Origin of the sequence: Arthrobacter arnarulunnguaqae, from assembly GCF_051262515.1 — a bacterium.
Classification (GTDB): domain Bacteria; phylum Actinomycetota; class Actinomycetes; order Actinomycetales; family Micrococcaceae; genus Arthrobacter_N.
In genome coordinates this window covers 106,351-123,572 of the sequence record NZ_JBIMER010000003.1, presented here as the reverse complement: position 1 = coordinate 123,572, position 17,222 = coordinate 106,351, and the positions used below count along the sequence as shown (strand labels likewise).

19 protein-coding genes are annotated in these 17,222 nt (G+C 67.4%); 2 read left to right on the top strand and 17 right to left on the bottom strand.

The features are described 5' to 3' along the window. Positions 1 to 19 precede the first annotated feature (19 nt). On the bottom strand, positions 20 to 358 hold the full coding sequence (locus ACHAAJ_RS15660; RefSeq protein WP_494337657.1) for an Rv1322 family protein: 339 nt from the start codon (positions 356 to 358) through the stop codon (positions 20 to 22). 56 nt (positions 359 to 414) lie between these two features. Between ACHAAJ_RS15660 and nucS the strand changes: the two genes are divergently transcribed. Both nucS and ACHAAJ_RS04355 read left to right on the top strand, forming a co-directional pair. Beyond that, entirely contained in the window at positions 415 to 1,110 is a 696-nt protein-coding gene (gene nucS, locus ACHAAJ_RS04360; RefSeq protein WP_435726701.1) for an endonuclease NucS, read from the top strand. Positions 1,111 to 1,153: 43 nt separating this feature from the next. After that, positions 1,154 to 2,401: an N-acetylglucosamine-6-phosphate deacetylase gene (locus ACHAAJ_RS04355; protein ID WP_435726700.1), complete on the top strand. Its 1,248-nt coding sequence runs from the start codon at positions 1,154 to 1,156 to the stop codon at positions 2,399 to 2,401. Positions 2,402 to 2,529: 128 nt separating this feature from the next. On the opposite strand, the gene ACHAAJ_RS04350 is transcribed toward ACHAAJ_RS04355, so the two are convergent. The 16 genes from ACHAAJ_RS04350 to rho all read right to left on the bottom strand — a co-directional run bounded on the left by ACHAAJ_RS04350 (position 2,530) and on the right by rho (position 16,909). Further along, positions 2,530 to 2,961 carry a DUF2550 domain-containing protein gene (locus tag ACHAAJ_RS04350; protein ID WP_435726699.1) on the bottom strand — a complete coding sequence of 144 codons (432 nt, stop codon included), beginning with the start codon at positions 2,959 to 2,961 and terminating at the stop codon, positions 2,530 to 2,532. A gap of 7 nt (positions 2,962 to 2,968) precedes the next feature. Beyond that, complete coding sequence (locus tag ACHAAJ_RS04345) at positions 2,969 to 3,253, bottom strand: F0F1 ATP synthase subunit epsilon (protein ID WP_435726698.1); 285 nt, start codon at positions 3,251 to 3,253, stop codon at positions 2,969 to 2,971. A gap of 2 nt (positions 3,254 to 3,255) precedes the next feature. Continuing rightward, positions 3,256 to 4,716 carry a F0F1 ATP synthase subunit beta gene (gene atpD, locus ACHAAJ_RS04340; protein WP_435726697.1) on the bottom strand — a complete coding sequence of 487 codons (1,461 nt, stop codon included), beginning with the start codon at positions 4,714 to 4,716 and terminating at the stop codon, positions 3,256 to 3,258. 52 nt (positions 4,717 to 4,768) lie between these two features. After that, positions 4,769 to 5,662: a F0F1 ATP synthase subunit gamma gene (locus ACHAAJ_RS04335; protein WP_435726696.1), complete on the bottom strand. Its 894-nt coding sequence runs from the start codon at positions 5,660 to 5,662 to the stop codon at positions 4,769 to 4,771. 67 nt (positions 5,663 to 5,729) lie between these two features. After that, positions 5,730 to 7,367: a F0F1 ATP synthase subunit alpha gene (gene atpA / locus ACHAAJ_RS04330; protein ID WP_435726695.1), complete on the bottom strand. Its 1,638-nt coding sequence runs from the start codon at positions 7,365 to 7,367 to the stop codon at positions 5,730 to 5,732. A 107-nt stretch (positions 7,368 to 7,474) separates the two neighbouring features. Continuing rightward, complete coding sequence (locus ACHAAJ_RS04325) at positions 7,475 to 8,290, bottom strand: F0F1 ATP synthase subunit delta (protein WP_435726694.1); 816 nt, start codon at positions 8,288 to 8,290, stop codon at positions 7,475 to 7,477. After that, on the bottom strand, positions 8,290 to 8,841 hold the full coding sequence (locus ACHAAJ_RS04320; protein ID WP_435726693.1) for a F0F1 ATP synthase subunit B: 552 nt from the start codon (positions 8,839 to 8,841) through the stop codon (positions 8,290 to 8,292). The genes ACHAAJ_RS04325 and ACHAAJ_RS04320 overlap by 1 nt, the downstream gene beginning before the upstream one ends. Positions 8,842 to 8,895: 54 nt before the next feature. Next, positions 8,896 to 9,114 carry an ATP synthase F0 subunit C gene (gene atpE / locus ACHAAJ_RS04315; RefSeq protein WP_343901976.1) on the bottom strand — a complete coding sequence of 73 codons (219 nt, stop codon included), beginning with the start codon at positions 9,112 to 9,114 and terminating at the stop codon, positions 8,896 to 8,898. 77 nt (positions 9,115 to 9,191) lie between these two features. Next, positions 9,192 to 9,998, bottom strand: a complete 807-nt coding sequence (gene atpB / locus ACHAAJ_RS04310) for a F0F1 ATP synthase subunit A (RefSeq protein WP_435726692.1) — start codon at positions 9,996 to 9,998, stop codon at positions 9,192 to 9,194. 77 nt (positions 9,999 to 10,075) lie between these two features. Continuing rightward, positions 10,076 to 10,327: an AtpZ/AtpI family protein gene (locus ACHAAJ_RS04305; protein ID WP_435726691.1), complete on the bottom strand. Its 252-nt coding sequence runs from the start codon at positions 10,325 to 10,327 to the stop codon at positions 10,076 to 10,078. Further along, positions 10,317 to 10,811, bottom strand: coding sequence for a hypothetical protein (locus ACHAAJ_RS04300; RefSeq protein ID WP_435726690.1), 495 nt, complete (start codon positions 10,809 to 10,811; stop codon positions 10,317 to 10,319). The genes ACHAAJ_RS04305 and ACHAAJ_RS04300 overlap by 11 nt, the downstream gene beginning before the upstream one ends. A 101-nt stretch (positions 10,812 to 10,912) precedes the next feature. After that, complete coding sequence (locus tag ACHAAJ_RS04295; RefSeq protein WP_435726689.1) at positions 10,913 to 12,010, bottom strand: MraY family glycosyltransferase; 1,098 nt, start codon at positions 12,008 to 12,010, stop codon at positions 10,913 to 10,915. After that, entirely contained in the window at positions 12,007 to 12,696 is a 690-nt protein-coding gene (locus tag ACHAAJ_RS04290) for an L-threonylcarbamoyladenylate synthase (RefSeq protein ID WP_435726688.1), read from the bottom strand. The genes ACHAAJ_RS04295 and ACHAAJ_RS04290 overlap by 4 nt, the downstream gene beginning before the upstream one ends. A gap of 27 nt (positions 12,697 to 12,723) precedes the next feature. Beyond that, positions 12,724 to 13,599, bottom strand: a complete 876-nt coding sequence (gene prmC, locus ACHAAJ_RS04285) for a peptide chain release factor N(5)-glutamine methyltransferase (RefSeq protein WP_435726687.1) — start codon at positions 13,597 to 13,599, stop codon at positions 12,724 to 12,726. A gap of 4 nt (positions 13,600 to 13,603) precedes the next feature. Beyond that, positions 13,604 to 14,686 carry a peptide chain release factor 1 gene (prfA, locus tag ACHAAJ_RS04280; protein WP_435726686.1) on the bottom strand — a complete coding sequence of 361 codons (1,083 nt, stop codon included), beginning with the start codon at positions 14,684 to 14,686 and terminating at the stop codon, positions 13,604 to 13,606. Positions 14,687 to 14,809: 123 nt separating this feature from the next. Further along, a complete protein-coding gene (gene rho / locus ACHAAJ_RS04275; protein WP_435726685.1) occupies positions 14,810 to 16,909 on the bottom strand; it encodes a transcription termination factor Rho in 2,100 nt (699 codons plus the stop codon). Positions 16,910 to 17,222 lie beyond the last annotated feature (313 nt).

Here is a 17,222-nt window from a genome sequence, read left to right as displayed (position 1 = left end):
TCGCCCGAGCCGCGGTTGTTCAGCGGTACCGGTGGCTCCGCGTGTCCCAACACCGCGTATGCCAGTGACGGCGTTCCGCCGCCGCGCGTTCGTCGCCGAACAGGTCGTCAGCCCGCCAGGCCACAACGTGGTCGGTGCCCGGCGCGATGCGGACACGGCACCCGGGACAGGAATACGTCTTCTCGGCTCGGACCGGGGAAACCCGCCTAACATGCCACTGCCCGTCCGGGGCGTCCTGGAGTTCCGGCACGCCGAAGCGCGTGCGTTCCAGTGGCGGGCCGCCGGAATCCGACGACTGGGCCCACTTGCCGTCGCGTGCGTTGCCGCCCTGTCGGCGGGGACGGTTGGAGCGGGGCATGCCTCCATTCTGCCCCACTGCGCGTGGCGGACGGTCAATCCGGTACAGTACAGCCTGTGCGTTTAGTGATAGCCCGCTGCTCCGTTGACTACGAGGGACGCCTTCGCGCCCACTTGCCCCTGGCCACCCGCCTGCTGATGGTAAAGGCCGACGGTTCCGTCCTGGTGCACTCCGACGGCGGCTCCTACAAGCCGCTGAACTGGATGAGTCCGCCCGCGAAGATGCGGGCCGTCGCGGCCGACGAGGAGGAGGCGCTGACCGGCGTCACCGACGTCTGGCACGTGCAGCACGCCAAGAGCGACGACCGTCTGGTCATCCGCATCCACGAGACCCTGCACGACACCAGCCACGAGTTGGGCATCGACCCCGGCCTGATCAAGGACGGCGTCGAGGCCGACCTTCAGCGATTGCTCGCCGAACAGATCGAGACGCTTGGTGCCGGCTTCACGCTGGTCCGCCGCGAGTTCATGACCGCCATCGGGCCCGTGGACATCCTGGCCCGCGATGCCGAGGGCGCCTCCGTCGCCATCGAGTTGAAGCGGCGCGGCGACATCGACGGCGTCGAGCAGCTCACCCGCTACCTCGAGCTGATGAACCGAGATCCACGGCTTGCGCCCGTCCGCGGAGTCTTTGCGGCGCAACAGATCAAGCCACAGGCACGCACGCTGGCCGTGGACCGCGGAATCGAATGCATCACCCTCGACTACGACTCGATGCGCGGCGTCGACGACAGCGCGGCGCGGCTCTTCTGACGGACATCGTCGGCAGACGGAAGCACACCCTTATGATGGACGCATGACTTCGAGCGAGGAACCACGCCGCTTCTGGCTGGCCGGCAGGATCGTCACGGACGGCAACACCATCGAGGCCGGAGCCGTGGCCGTGGAGGGCGACCGGATTGCCTTCGTCGGCTCGGCGGACGAGTTCGCGGGGCGGGACGACTTTGGCGCGTTCGAGCGACTGCCCGTGCCCGATCGGGCGATTCTCGTTCCGGGACTCGTTGACCTCCACTGCCACGGCGCCGCTGGGGTCGACTTCCCGACCGCCGGTCCGGAGGACATTGCCCGTGCCGTCGGGTTCCTCCACGCGTCCGGCACCACCACGCTGCTCGCCAGCCTTGTCACGGCCGAACGGTCCGACATGGTCGCCGCGGCGGGGAACCTGGCCTATTTCGCGGAACGGGGCGAGCTCGCCGGCATCCACTCCGAGGGTCCCTTCCTGTCGAGCGCGCGCTGCGGGGCCCAGGATCCGGCCTTCCTCGGCGAACCGGACCCGGACTTCGTCGACAGCCTCGTGGAGGCGGCCCGCGGCCAGCTCCGCACCATGACGTACGCGCCCGAACTGGCCGGTGCGGACGCGCTGGTCGAGCAGTTGGCCTCCCACGGCGTCGTGCCATCCGTCGGCCACACGGACGCCGACGCCGCGACCGCCGGCGCATCGTTGCGGCTCGCGGCCGAGGAACTCGGATCCGCCGGCTTCGACGGCTACACCGAGAAGCCGACGGTCACGCACCTGTTCAACGGCATGCCGGCGATGCACCACCGCTCTCCCGGGCCGGTCGCGGCGTGCCTGGAGGCGGCCGCCGGGAGGCGGGCGATCGTCGAGCTGATCGGCGACGGCACGCACCTCGATCCCCACACGGTCGCCACGGTGTTCGCGCTGGTTGGCGCCGAGCAGATCGCGCTGGTCACCGATTCGATGGCGGCCGCGGGCTTGGGCGACGGGGACTACGTGCTCGGCCCCGCAAAGGTCCACGTGGTCGACGGCAAGGCGCGGCTGCCCGACGGATCCCTGGCCGGGGGGACGGCGACGATGCTCGACGTCGTTCGATCGGCCGTCGAGGCGGGAGTCCCGCTCGCCGACGCCCTGCGGAGCGCCACGTCCGTCCCGGCGGCGGTCCTGGGGCTGCCCGACGAGGTCGGATCGCTCCACCTGGGATTCCGCGCGGACGTCTTGGTGCTCGACGCCGGCATGAACCTCAGCGCGGTCTACCGCGGCGGCGAGCTGCTTCGGCCCGCGCCCACCGGCGGACCGCCGGCGTAGGGCAGTCGCCCCGACGGCGGTGTCAGCGTCCATGGCGCGCGGCGGCCCGGACCCGGCGCACGGAACACGCAAGGGGCGCATCCTCGAGGATGCGCCCCTTGCTGTTGCCCCTTTGGCGGCCGGCCTTCCTAGCGCCAGGTCCCCACGCCGACGACGGGGCCGGCCTCCAGCCACGTACTCAGCCCCGTGTAGGAGCCGTAGTCCATGGCCAGGAGGACGGCCTCGCCGTCGTAGTCCAGGGAGACGATGATGCTCCCGGGTTGCACGCGCGACACCTCGGCCTCTCCCGGCTGCCGCCAGCCGCGCAGCTCAAGGGAGCTGCGAAGGAAACGCCGCAGCGGTGATGGCGAGACGGAGAACAAACGCATGAACTCCAGTTCGCCCTCCGCATAACGACAAACCCCCATCATCCAGTGCCCGCGGGCAGTGGAGATGGAGGCGTCGAAGGTGCCCAGGGCGCGCTGCAGATGGAAGCGGCGCAGTCCCATGGCACCGACGACCATCGCGACCAGCAGCAGTGCCGCGGCCAGGATGGCGAAGGTGATGCCGACTTCGTTCAAGGCCGGACTATCGGTTTCCTGCCGTGGCGGAACCGTCCAGCTGAGCGTTGTCGGCGACGATTACGACCCGGTCCTTGTCGACGGAGAAGAATCCGCCGTCGGCCTGGACCGTGAGCCGCGAACCGTGGACGGGCTGGATCTCCAGCACGCCCTCGGCGAGCACGGCGAGAACCGGACTGTGTCCCGGCAGAACACCGATGTCGCCGTCGCTTGTACGGGCCTTGACCATGGTCGCCGCCCCCGACCACACGAAGTGGTCGGCAGCTACGATTTCGACTTCGAGTTCGGCCATGGCTACTTGGTCTGTTCCTGGATTTTGGCCCACTGGCGCTCGACGTCGTCGAGCCCGCCGATGTTGAAGAAGGCCTGCTCCGCGATGTGGTCCAAGTCGCCGTCGGCGATGGCCTTGAAGCCCTCGATGGTGTCCTTGATGGAAACCGTCGAGCCCTCGACACCCGTGAACTGCTTTGCGGTGTAGGTGTTCTGGGACAGGAACTGCTGGATCCGGCGGGCGCGGGAGACGACGATCTTGTCCTCTTCGCCGAGCTCATCGATACCCAGGATCGCGATGATGTCCTGCAGCTCCTTGTTCTTCTGGAGGATCTGCTTGACGCGCACGGCCACGTCGTAGTGCTCCTGGCCCACGTACTGCGGGTCGAGGATGCGCGACGTCGAGGTCAGAGGGTCGATGGCCGGGTAGAGGCCGCGCGAGGCGATCTCGCGGGAGAGCTCCGTGGTGGCATCCAGGTGCGCGAACGTCGCGGCCGGGGCCGGGTCGGTGTAGTCGTCCGCGGGGACGTAGACGGCCTGCATCGACGTGATCGAGTGCCCCTTGGTCGAGGTGATGCGCTCCTGGAGGATGCCCATCTCGTCGGCGAGGTTCGGCTGGTAGCCGACTGCGGAAGGCATGCGGCCCAACAGAGTCGAAACCTCGGAGCCCGCCTGCGTGAAGCGGAAGATGTTGTCGATGAACAGCAAAACGTCCTGGTTCTGGACATCGCGGAAGTACTCCGCCATGGTCAGGGCCGAGAGCGCCACGCGCAGACGCGTTCCCGGCGGCTCGTCCATCTGGCCGAAGACGAGGGCGGTGTCCTTCAGGACGCCCGACTCTTCCATTTCGACCCAGAGGTCGTTGCCCTCACGCGTACGCTCGCCGACACCGGCGAACACCGAGGTGCCGCCGAAGTTGCGCGCGACACGGGTGATCATTTCCTGGATCAGAACCGTCTTGCCGACGCCGGCGCCACCGAAGAGTCCGATCTTTCCACCCTTGATGTACGGGGTGAGAAGGTCGATCGACTTGATGCCGGTCTCCAGCATCTCGGTGGAGCCCTCAAGCGAGGCGAATGCCGGCGGCTTGCGGTGGATCGGCCAGCGCTCGTTGATCTCCAGGTCGGACGCGGCGACGTCCAGCGGCTCGCCGAGGACGTTGAAGATGTGTCCCTTGACGACGTCGCCGACCGGAACCGAGATCGCCGAGCCGGTGTCCTGCACGACGGTGCCGCGGACAAGTCCGTCGGTGGCCTGCAGGGCGATGGCGCGGACCAGGTTGTCACCGAGGTGCTGGCTGGTCTCGAAGGTGATCGCGCGGGTCTCGCCGTTGAGGGTGAGCTCCGTGGTCAGTGCGTTGTAAATTGCGGGAAGGGCATCGGCCGGGAATTCGACGTCGACGACCGGACCGGTGACGCGGGCGATGCGTCCGGTGGCACCGGGCTTCGCGGCAGCCGTTCCCTGCTCGTTAAGTTGGGCAGTCATCTCTCTCACTTCGCTTGTCTGTCTAGCGTGGGGTTACGTGGTGGTCAGCCGGCTAGGACACGCTGAGCGCGTCGGCACCTGCGATGATCTCGGTCAGCTCCTGCGTGATCTCCGCCTGGCGGGCGTTGTTCCGCAGCCGGGTGTACTTCTCGATGAGGTCGCTGGCGTTGTCGCCCGCCGACTTCATCGCCCGCTGGCGTGCCGCGAGCTCGGAGGCCGCGGCCTGAAGGAGCGCCGAGAAGATGCGCGATTCGATGTACCTCGGCAGCAGTGCGTCGAGGACCTGTTCCGGTTCCGGCTCGTACTCGTAGAGCGGAAGGAGATCAGATTCGTTCACGACCTCCTCTTCCACGACCTCGAGCGGCAGCAGACGGATGACCGTCGGGATCTGCACCACCATGGACTTGAACTGCGTGTGCACGATGTGGATTTCATCCACTCCGCCCTCCTCGAAGGGCGTAGCGAAGTCCTCCAGCAGTGCCTGGCCGATTTCGCGCGCGGTCTCGAAGTCCGGCGCGTCGGTGCCGCCGGTCCAGACCCGCGTGTACTCGCGTCCACGGAAGTCGAAGTATCCCTGGGCCTTGCGGCCCACCAGGTACACCTTGATTTCCTTGCCTTCCCCACGGAGCAACTCCGCAAGCGACTCCGCCTGCTTCATCACGCTGGCGGAGTAGGCACCGGCCAAGCCGCGGTCGGAGGTCATGACCACCACTGCCGACCGGCGGATCTGCTCCGGCTCGGTGGTGAGCGGGTGCTCGACCTCGGACTGGGACGCGACGGCGGAAACGGCACGGGTAATCGCATTGGAGTACGGCATCGACGCCGCGACGCGGCTGCGCGCCTTGCCAATGCGGGAAGTAGCGATCAGTTCCATCGCCTTAAAGATCTTGCGCATCGACGACGTCGAGGCGATCTTCTGGCGGTAGACCCGGATCTGGGCTCCCATGTTTATCCTTTCCTTATTCGCGAATGCGGTGCTGGCCGGCGTGCGGCCGGCACCGCTTCACGAATGGTCAGCGCTTCTGCTTGACGATCTTTTCCTGGTCGACGGACTCTTCGCCCAGCGCCGAGTGCTCCTCGTGGCCGGCGCCAACCAGGTGGTCGTCGCCCTCCCCGAAGAACCCCTTCTTGAACTCGGTGATCTCGGCCCGTAGGGCCTCGACCGTCGAATCCTCGATCTTGCCGGTCTGGGCAAGGGTGTTCAAGACGTCGCTGCGGTTGCGCAGGTGCTCGAGGAACTGGCCCTCGAAGCGCCGAACGTCCTCAACGGGAACGTCGTCGAGGTAGCCGTTGGTGCCGGCCCACACGGAGACGACCTGGTCCTCGACGGGGAACGGCGAGTACTGGCCCTGCTTGAGCAGTTCCATCAGGCGGGCGCCGCGGGTGAGCTGCTGCTTGGACGCGGCGTCCAGGTCCGATGCGAACATCGCGAAGGCCTGCATGTCCCGGTACTGCGCGAGCTCCAGCTTCAGCGTTCCGGAGACCTTCTTCATGGACTTCATCTGCGCCGCACCACCGACACGCGACACGGAGATACCCACGTCGACGGCCGGGCGCTGGTTGGCGTTGAAGAGGTCCGACTGCAGGAAGATCTGCCCGTCGGTGATGGAGATGACGTTGGTCGGGATGTACGCCGAGACGTCGTTGGCCTTGGTCTCGATGAGCGGAAGGCCGGTCATCGAACCTCCGCCGAGCTCGTCGGACAGCTTCGCGCAACGCTCCAGGAGGCGGGAGTGCAGGTAGAACACGTCGCCCGGGTAGGCTTCGCGTCCCGGCGGGCGGCGCAGCAGCAGCGACACGGCGCGGTAGGCCTCGGCCTGCTTGGAGAGGTCGTCAAACACGATCAGAACATGCTTGCCGCCGTACATCCAGTGCTGGCCGATGGCCGAACCGGCGTAGGGCGCCAGGTACTTGAAGCCCGCCGGGTCGGAGGCAGGGGAGGCGATGATCGTGGTGTACTCCAGCGCGCCCTTGTCCTCGAGCGTCTGGCGAACGGCCGCGATCGTCGAGGCCTTCTGGCCGATGGCTACGTAGACGCAGCGAACCTGCTTCTTGACGTCCCCGGACTCCCAGTTGGCCTTCTGGTTGATGATGGTGTCGACCGCGATCGCCGTCTTACCGGTCTGGCGGTCGCCGATGATCAGCTGACGCTGGCCGCGGCCGATCGGGATCATGGCGTCGATGGCCTTGATGCCCGTCTGCATCGGCTCGGTGACCGACTGGCGCTGCGTGACGCCGGGCGCCTGGAGCTCCAGCGGACGGCGGCCCTCGGCCGCGATCTCACCCAGATCGTCGATGGGAACACCCAGCGGGTCGACCACGCGACCGAGGAAGGCGTCGCCGACCGGTACGGAGAGGATTTCTCCGGTGCGGTGGACTTCCTGACCCTCTTCGATCCCGGCGAAGTCGCCGAGCACGACAACGCCGATTTCACGGGTGTCGAGGTTCTGGGCCAGGCCCAGGGTGCCGTCTTCGAAACGAAGCAGCTCGTTGGCCATGACGGAGGGAAGGCCCTCCACCTTGGCGATGCCGTCGCTTGCCGTGGTGACGCGGCCAACCTCAACGCGCTGCGCAGTGCCCGGTTCATAGGACGCGGCGAAGTCGGTCAAGGCGTTGCGGACGTCATCGGCATTGATGGTCAATTCGGCCATCTGCAGTCCCTGCTCTCCTTGGTTGTGATCATCGCGGTGTTTCCCTGCGACGACCGGGGTTTGTTCAGTCTGTTGTGTGGTTGGCCCACCGGAACCCAAAGGGATTCCTAGCCGGCCAGCCTGCGGCGGAGCTCGGTGAGCCGGGTCGCCGCGGTTGCGTCTACAACCTCGTCGCCCACGACCACGCGGAGGCCGCCCACGAGCGATGCGTCGATTTCGACGTTGATCTTCAGATCGCGGCCGTACAGATTGTTGAGGCCGGACTTCAGGCGGTTGAACTGCTCGTCCGTCAGCGGACGGGTGACGCTGACGTTAGCGATCCACCGTTCCTGCCGCTTCGCAACCAGCTCAACGAAGCGCTGGACCAGCGCGGTGGGCTTCAGGCCGCGCGGCGAAGTCGCCGCTTGGCCGATCAGCAACCGGGCCGCGGGTCCGGCCTGCGGGACCAGCTTGAGCGCGAGCGCCCGCTTGGCCTCGCCGGTGGCCTGCGGCTCGTCAAGGGCGCGCTGCAGGTCATGGCTCGATGAGACAACCCGAATGAACCCGAACAGGTCCTCCTCGAGAGCCTCGAGTCCGGCCGGACCCGCATCTTGGCGCTCCGCAACGGCGATCGCCGCGGTGGCGGCCAGTGTCTCCAGCGCATCCCCGATGTCGCGGGCCGAGCGCCAGCGTGCGGCGACAAGATCTGCGACGGTGGCCACGGCGTCGGCCGAGACCTTGTCCGCCAGCAGCCGCGAGATAAACGCAGACTTGTCCTTGCCCTCGCGGGCCGGGTCCGTCAGCGCCCGGCGCAGGCCGGCGTTACCGTCCAAAATGCCCAGGACTCCGAAGAGGTCCCCGGCCAGCGACAGGTCGGCCGTCGGCAGCTTGGCCTCCAGCGTTTCCAGGGCCGCGGCGAGGGAATTGCTCGATACACCTGCCATTAGTTCGATGCACCTGCGCTCTGCTGGGTCTCGAGATCCGCCAGGAAGCGGTCAACGACACGGCCCGAGCGTGCGTCGTCGGCGAGGGACTCGCCAACGATGCGGCTGGCCAGCTGGGTTGCCAGCGTTCCGACCTCGGTGCGCAGGGAGACAACCGCCGCCTGGCGCTCCGCCTCGATCTGGACGTGTGCCTGCTCGGAGATGCGCGCGGACTCCGCCGCCGCCTTCTCCTTGAGGTCGGCCAGGATCTTGGCCCCCTCGGCACGCGCTTCCTCACGGATGCGGTTGGCCTCGGTGCGGGCGTCGGTCAGCTGCTGCTTGTACTCGTCCAGTGCCGCGTTGGCCTCGGCCTGCGCGGCCTCCGCCTTGGCGATCCCACCCTCGATTGCGGCGGAACGCTCTTCATAGGTCTTCTCGAATGCCGGAACGACATACTTGGAGACGATGAACAGCAGGACGCCGAATCCGATGAGCGTGACCACGATCTCCCAGATGTTGGGGATCAGCGGGTTAGCGCTCTCTTCTGCGGCAAGGATAATTGCCTCGTTCATGTTTCACCCGTCTTTCTAAGACTCGAAGCTTCGGTTCTGCGAACAGACCGAGGCTTAGACCCGGCCCCAGATGAAGGCGAAGACGAGGCCGAGGATGGCAAGAGCTTCGGTCAGCGCCAGGCCGAGGAATGCGATCGGCTGCAGGACGCGCTGGGCCTCCGGCTGGCGGGCAACACCATTGATGTAGGCGGCGAACACCAGGCCCACGCCGATAGCACCGCCGATTGCGGAGAGTCCGTAACCGATGGCGTTGAGGCTACCGTAGATTTCCATTGTTTTCCTTTCAGAATGCCAGTTTGAGTTGGCAGGGTGTTGGGTACGGGATATCCCCTCCGGAGAGGGAAAGCTTTTTAGTGCTCTTCGACCAGGGAACCCTGGATGTAGATGGCCGTCAGCAGGACGAAGACGTAAGCCTGGAGAACCATGATGAGGATCTCGAACAGGTACATGCCGACGCCGCCGATGAGCGTGAGGACGCCCAGGCCCTTCATCATGCCTTCGGTTTCCAGCAGCAGGAACGCGGTTCCCGAGGCGGAGAGCATGATGATCAGGTGGCCGGAGAGCATGGTCGCGAACAGACGGAGGCTGTGCGTCAACGGGCGGACGAAGAACGTCGAGATGATCTCGATGACGACGATCAGCGGCAGGATGGCCTTCGGGACGCCGGACGGGACCGTCGCGACCTTGAAGTACTTGATCCCATGCTTCCTGATGCCCAGCACGATCCAGAGGAAGTACACGATGCCGGCTAGGGCGTAGGCGGTGCCCACGTGCGACGGCGTCGGGATCTGCAGGAACGGAATGGCGCCGAACAGGTTGTTCACGATGATGAAGAAGAACAACGAGAACAGGATCGGCACGAACGGCTTGAAGTCCCGCTCGCCGATCACGTCCTTGCCCACGGAATTGCGGACGAAGTTGTAGGAGAATTCCCCCAGGAACTGCATCTTCCCCGGCACCAGCGCACCGCGGCGCGAGGCCGCGACAAAGAACCAGGAGATGAGTGCGACCGAGAGAAGGACCAGCAGCATCTGCTTGCCGAAACCCGTTCCGTATTCGGCGTACCAGGGAAGAATCTCGGGAAGATGCATGTCTTCAAGGGCGGGGGCTTTGAAGCCACCTTCTTCAGTGGCCGCCGGAAGCGCAAGCGCGATCAACGCGTTTCCTCTCTGCAGTGTCCGTCATTGGGCATGTTGGGCGGGGCGCCGGCCAGCGGCGTTCCCACCAGTGAAAATTATGGGCTTGTGTGTTGTTCGCCCGGGTCGCTCCCGGAGGTGCGCGCCTTGCGGTGTTGGTGGGCCAAGTAATAGCCGGCGCCGGCGCCGAGGATGGCACCGAAGATCCAGATCCAGCGGGTATCCAACAGGTAGTCCAGTATCCAGCCTATCAAACCCCAAGCAAGGATCCCGCCAACTGTGTAGTTGAGGAACTCGCGGAATCGGGGCCACTTCCGCGACTCGCCGATGGGGCCGTTTTCAGCGCTCATTCGATGCTCCGCCCGCCGACGCGCCCGGGGTCGGGAGATCCCCGTACAGCTGGAAGCGGAGCTTGGAGAACGCGTGCAGCTCAGCCGCCTGCCACAGCACAACGGTGGTGACCACCGCGATGAGGAACCAAACGCCCTCAAGCCACGCCGGAGCCCCGAAGCCGAATGCTAGGACGCCAAGCACCAGCACCTTGACGGCGTAGCCCGCCATGAAGGCGCCAAGGGCCGCGGAAGGGCTGCGACGCCCGACGACATGGCCGAGCAGCAGGCTGATGCCGAAGAACACGACGACGATGAGTCCGCCCATGAGCGCGCTTCCCGCGGCAGGCATGCCGGCAACCGCCAGACCCGCCAGAGCGAGCGCCGCGATTCCCACGCCGCTCACGGCGGCGGAACGACGGAGGATTGCCAGCCACGGCCCCGGGGTCTCCCCCGAGGCGCCGGAAACGTGGCCGTTTCCCGTCACGCCGCCGTGCTCCGTCATGATCGTCCCATTGTGATTGGTGGCGAATGTCTTGGTTGGATTGCGGCGCCTAGCGGCGCCGACATCAAATTCTACACGAGATAGAAACCGCTGAGCGCACGTTACCTGGCGCGTGCCCGGCGAAGCCATGGTCGCATCGTCACGAAGGCGGCGGCCAGCATCAGCAGGCCGAGCGCCGGCAGGAGCAGGCGCCAGTCCAGGAAATTGAAGGACACGACTCCGAAGGCCACGAGCGCCGTCCAGAGGTAGAGCAGGAACACCGCCTGGCGCTGGGTGTAGCCGCCATCGACCAGCTTGTGGTGGAGGTGGCCGCGGTCCGCTGAGAAGGGCGACCTGCCCGCGGCGGTGCGACGCACCACCGCCATCAGCAGGTCCGCCAAAGGAAGCAGAACGACCGCAATGGGCAACACGATCGGCATGTAGGCCGGCACGTTGCGGAACCTGAAGCCCCCGAGCGCGTCGAGGTCCGCCGTCACCGCGATCGCGGCGACGGACATGAGCATGCCGATCATCATCACGCCGGACTCGCCCATGAACACCTTGGCCGGGTTGAAGTTGTGCGGCAGGAATCCGAGGCAGGATCCCAGCAGAAGCGCCATCAGCATGGCGGAGAAGTTCGAGTGGTCGAATTGGTTGATGGTGCGGGCGAGCATGTAGCAGTAGATAAAGAACGCCGAGGCGCCGATCGCCGCCATGCCGGCGGCCAATCCGTCCAGCCCGTCCACGAAGTTGATGGCATTCATGGTCAGCACCACCAGGAAGACCGTGAGCCCGATCTGCAGTGGTTCGCTCGTGACATGGATCCAGCCCACCGGCATGGCCTCGAGCCGTATCCCGGAGGCGGCGATGACCAGGCCCACGAGGGTTTGCCCCACGAGTTTCACGTACCAGCGCAGGTCCCAGATGTCGTCGGCGACGCCGATGAGCAGGATCAGCCCGCAGGCGACGACGACACCGCCCACGGGCCGGGGGTTACTGAAGGCACCGGACAGGAACCCGAACCGGGTTGCCACCGCGAGTCCGAGGAGCACCGCGGCGATCATGGCGACGCCGCCGAGTTTGGGAATGGGCCGATCATGCACATCGCGGGCGCGCAGGGGCGCAGCGCCCATCACCCTGAGCCCGAGCCGGCGCATCGCCGGCGTCAGAAGCAGAGACGCGACGAAGCTGATCCCGATCAGCGCGAGGTAGACCCTCATGCGTCGCGGGCCGGCTCCTCCGGGAGCTCCTCTCCGAGGCCGAGCGTGTCCGGAGCCACCCTCCTCAGTTCCTCCAGCGGCAAGGCGCCCTGACGCACCACGCGCGGGGTCCGCCCGGTGCAGTCCACGATCGTCGAGGCCAATGCCTCGCCCTCGCGCGGGCGGACCCCGTCGTCCAGATAGACCACTACCGACTGTGCCAGTTGCTCCTCGGCGTCCTCGGCGGTCGACGCCGCGGCGCGTCCGGACCGGTTCGCGGACGAGACGGCCAGCGGGCCCGTCGCGTCAAGGATCTCGCGGGCCAACTCATCGTCGGGCACCCGCAACGCCACGGTTCCGCGCGTCTCCCCCAGATCCCACGTCAGCGACGGCTGCGAATGCAGGATCAACGTCAGGGCGCCCGGCCAGAATTCGTTCGCCAGCCTCCGCGCGTCCTCCGAGACGTCCGCGGCCAGCCCGTCCAGGGTGGCCAGGCCGGGGATCAACACCGGCGGCGGCATGCTGCGCCCTCGGCCCTTGGCGGCCAGCAAAGTGGCAACCGCCTGCGGCGAAAAGGCGTCTGCGGCAATGCCGTACACCGTATCCGTGGGCAGCACTACGCACTGCTTGGCCGCGATGGCCTCGCGTGCAGCCTCCAGTCCGGCGCTTCGGGCGGTGGGGTCCTGGCAATCAAAACGTGAAGTCACGGTGCCTATTCTTCCATGCGAACGCGGTCACAGCTTGGTTGCCGAGGTGGCCCGGTCGCGTCCCGCGAGGTCCCGGTGCCCGGTGACACCGGTCCAGCACCCCGCGGAGGCAAACAGCCCGGCCACGGCCGGGGCCTGCACCTCGGCGTGTTCCATGGCGGCGTAGCCGCCGGGAACCAGCAGTCGGGAGGCCGACCGTACGACGGCGGCGGGCACGTCCATGCCGTCCGCCCCCCCGCCGTAGAGCGCCTCGTGCGGATCGTGCTCGCGAGCCTCCGGTTCGTTGGGCACGGCCCCGGCGGGAATGTACGGCGGGTTGCTGACCACGACGTCGAACGCGCCGTCGTGTTCGGGCAGCGCGGTGCGCAGGTCCCCCGACACGAGGAGGACGCCATGGGGGGACAGATTGCGCTCGGCCCAAGCCAGCGCGAGGGGGCTTCGCTCCACCGCATAGACGGTGGTTCCGGGAACCTCCGACGCCACGGCCGCGGCGATGGCGCCGGATCCCGTGCCGAGGTCCACGATCCTGGCGTGCCCCGTGGCGGCCAGGACGACCCTGGCACGGTCGATGGCCAACTGCGCCAGCATCTCGGTCTCGGGCCGGGGAACGAAAACCCCCGGTCCCACGGAAAGCTCGAGGTGCCTGAAGTGGGCCGTACCGGTCAGGTGCTGCAGCGGCAGCCGCCGGCACCTCTCGCCCACCAGCTCGTCGTACCCGGCGGGGACGGGCGCTCCACCGAGCGCAAGCGCGGCGACGCGCCCGCGGCCGACGCCGAGCAGGTGCGCCGCCAGCAGTTCGGCGTCGACGCGCGCCGAGGGAACGCCCGCAGCCGCGAGCCGCGCCGACGCCCGGCGGATGGCGGTCTGGAGATCCGGGGCGTCGTGCGCGCCGGGACCCTCCATCGGGCTACTTCTGGTCGTCACCGAGCGCGTCCAGCCGCGACTGCTCGTCGGTCTCGATGCAGGACTGGATGACCGCTCCGATGTCGCCGTTCATGACCGCGTCGAGGTTGTAGGCCTTGTAGCCCGTGCGGTGGTCGGCGATCCGGTTCTCCGGGTAGTTGTAGGTCCTGATGCGCTCCGAGCGGTCCATGGTGCGCACCTGGGACTTGCGCACCTCGGAGTTCTCGGCGTCGATGATCTCCTGCTGGTGGGCGAGCAGTCGCGAACGCAGGACGCGCATGGCGGCCTCGCGGTTTTGCAGCTGCGACTTCTCGTTCTGCATGGCCACAACGATCCCGGTGGGGAGGTGGGTGATGCGCACCGCCGAGTCGGTGGTGTTGACGGACTGGCCGCCGGGCCCCGAGGAACGGTAGACGTCGATTTTCAGGTCGTTCTGGTGGATGTCGACCTCCTCCGGCTCGTCGACCTCCGGGAGCACCAGCACGCCCGCGGCGGACGTGTGGATGCGGCCCTGCGACTCCGTGACCGGCACGCGCTGTACCCGGTGCACGCCGCCCTCGAACTTCAGGTGCGCGAACACACCCTCGGCCGGGTCGTTGGACGAACCCTTGATGGCCATCTGCGCGTCCTTGTAGCCGCCGAGGTCCGACTCGTTGTAGGAGATCATCTCCGTCTTCCAGCCCTTGGTCTCCGCGTAGCGCGTGTACATGCGCAGGAGGTCCGCGGCGAACAGGGCGGCCTCGTCCCCACCTTCGCCGCCCTTGACCTCGAGGATGACGTTGCGAGAGTCGTTGGGGTCCCGCGGGATGAGGAGCCTGCGCAGCTTCTCCTCGGCCGCCGGAAGGGTCGCCTCGAGTTCCTCGACCTCGGCCGCGAACTCCGGATCCTCATCGGCCATCGTGCGTGCCGCCTCGAGGTCCTCCTGCATCTGGCGCCATCGCCGGTGCGCCTCGACGATGCCGTTGAGCTGCGCGCTTCGGCGTCCCAGCTTCCGGGCGAGCCCCTGGTCCTGGTAGACGGCGGGGTCGCTGAGTCGGCGCTGGAGTTCGGCGTGCTCGTCGAGCAGGCCCTGGACGGACTCGAACATGGTGTCTACTTCTTTCGCTGCGGCTGGTTCAAGTGTAGGGAACGGCACCGGGTTGGCGCCTTAACGGCCAAAGCCCGGCCCGTCGCCCGCACGAGGCGGGGACGGGACCGGGCGTATGGACAGCTAGTCGTTCTTGGTGCCGAGGGTGGTCTTGTTGACCAGCATCAGGAACTCCGCGTTCGACTGGGTCTCGCGGATCTTGCCCGTGAGCAGCTCGAGCGCCTGCTGCGTGTCGAGGCCGGAGAGCACGCGGCGCAGGCGCCACATGATCTTGACTTCGTCCGGGGAAAGCAGGTTCTCCTCGCGTCGGGTTCCGGACGCGTTGACGTCCACCGCCGGGAAGATGCGCTTGTCGGCCAGCTGGCGCGAGAGCCGGAGCTCCATGTTGCCGGTGCCCTTGAACTCCTCGAAGATGACCTCGTCCATCTTGGACCCGGTCTCCACCAGCGCCGTGGCGAGAATGGTCAGCGATCCGCCGTTCTCGATGTTGCGCGCGGCACCGAAGAAGCGCTTCGGCGGGTACAGCGCCGAGGAGTCGACACCGCCGGAGAGGATGCGGCCGGAGGCCGGAGCCGCCAGGTTGTAGGCCCGGCCCAGGCGGGTCATCGAGTCGAGCAGGACCACGACGTCCATGCCCATTTCCACCAGGCGCTTGGCGCGCTCGATGGCGAGCTCGGCGACCGTGGTGTGGTCATCCGCTGGACGGTCGAACGTCGAGGCGATGACCTCGCCCTTGACCGTGCGCTGCATGTCCGTGACTTCCTCGGGACGTTCGTCGACCAGCACCATCATGAGGTGGACCTCGGGGTTGTTGATGGTGATCGCGTTCGCGATGGACTGCAGGATGAGCGTCTTTCCGGCCTTTGGCGGGGAAACGATCAGGCCGCGCTGGCCCTTGCCGATCGGTGCGACGAGGTCGATGACGCGCGGTCCGACCTTCTTCGACTCGGTCTCCAGGCGCAGGCGCTCGGACGGGTAGAGCGGCACGAGCTTGTTGAACTCGACCCGGTCCTTGTTGTCCTCGGCCGGCTTGCCGTTGATGTTGGTCAGGCGGACCAGGGCGTTGAACTTCTGGCGCTGGTTGGCGGTGTTCTCGCCGTCGCGCGGTGCGCGGATGGCGCCGACGACGGCGTCGCCCTTGCGCAGGTTGTACTTCTTGACCTGGTTGAGCGAGACGTAGACGTCGTTCTGTCCCGGTAGGTAGCCGGACGTGCGGACGAACGCGTAGTTCTCCAGGACGTCGAGGATACCGGCGACGGGCAGCAGGACATCGTCCTCGGTGACCTCGGTGTCGTCCACCTCGGGCTGGTTTCGGCCGCGGCCCCGGCGGCGCTCGTTGCGCTCGTTGCGGTTGCGGTCGTTGCGCTCGTTCCGGTCGCGGTTGCGCTCGCGCCGGTTGGAGCGGCCGCCGCGGTCCTGGCCGTCGGAGTCCCGCTGCGCCTCGCGCTGCTGGCCCGAGTCCCGCTGCGCCTCGCGCTGCTGGCCCGAGTCCCGCTGCGCCTCGCGCTGCTGGCCCGAGTCCCGCTGCGCCTCGCGCTGCTGGCCGGAGTCCCGCTGCGCCTCGCGCTGCTGGCCGGAGTCGCGCTGGTCCTGGTTGTCACCGTCTCGGTCCTCGCGGCGATTGCGGTTGCGGCGGTTGCGGCCGGAGCGCTCGGGGCGCTCTTCGACGTCGGCGGCCTGGGGCGTGACCTGTTCCTGGGACGCCGGCTCGCCGGACGCGGCTTCCGCCTGGTTGCCCTCGGCGCGGCGGTTGCCGCGGCTGCGGCGCGATCCCGCCGGCTGCTCGGTCTCGGTGGAAGGGTCCGCGGCGGCTGCCTCCGGGGTCTCGGACGCGTCCGTGTTCGCCGACTGCGCGGCAACGCCGTCGCTGCTCGCCCGGCGGTTGCGGTTGCGGGTCCGCGGCGCGCGCGCCGCGGACCCGTCCTCCTGGGCGGACGCCTCCTGGGCCGGGGCATCGCCCGCGGGAGACTTGGGCTCGGACGCCTTGGACTCGGAGACCGGTGCCTGCTTGGTCTGCATGTCGCGGTCTGCGACGGAGCCACCGCGCTGGTGGTTCGAGATGGCGGCAACGAGGTCGCCCTTGCGCATCCTCGATCCCCCGGTGATACCCAGCTGGGACGCCAAGGCTTGGAGTTGCGCGAGCTTGAGCCCCGCCAATCCGCTGCTCTTGGGTTCGTTGTCGGTGGTCTCCACGCCTGCGGGCAGGCTGGTGGTTTCGGTCACGAAGGTTCCTTCCCCCTCGTCGGGCGAACCGTATCGGAACGGTTCGCGGAACATTGTCTCGCCTGATCCGCGTCAGAAGCGGTTCCGGCGGCCGACCACGGCGGAGATGCTACCGCCGATGCCGGTCTGGCTTACTTTGGATTGTCCGTGCGATCCCTCGGGATGATTGGGGAACAGCCGGTCTGGAAGCCGCACGCGGCCAGCCACTGAAATCGACACGCGGGACCGACCGGATTGGCTGTCCCAGGAGTGCACGATCCGCGGTGGTCGGGCCCAAAGGTCAGGAGCTTGGAAGTCCTGGACTCGGGGGCCA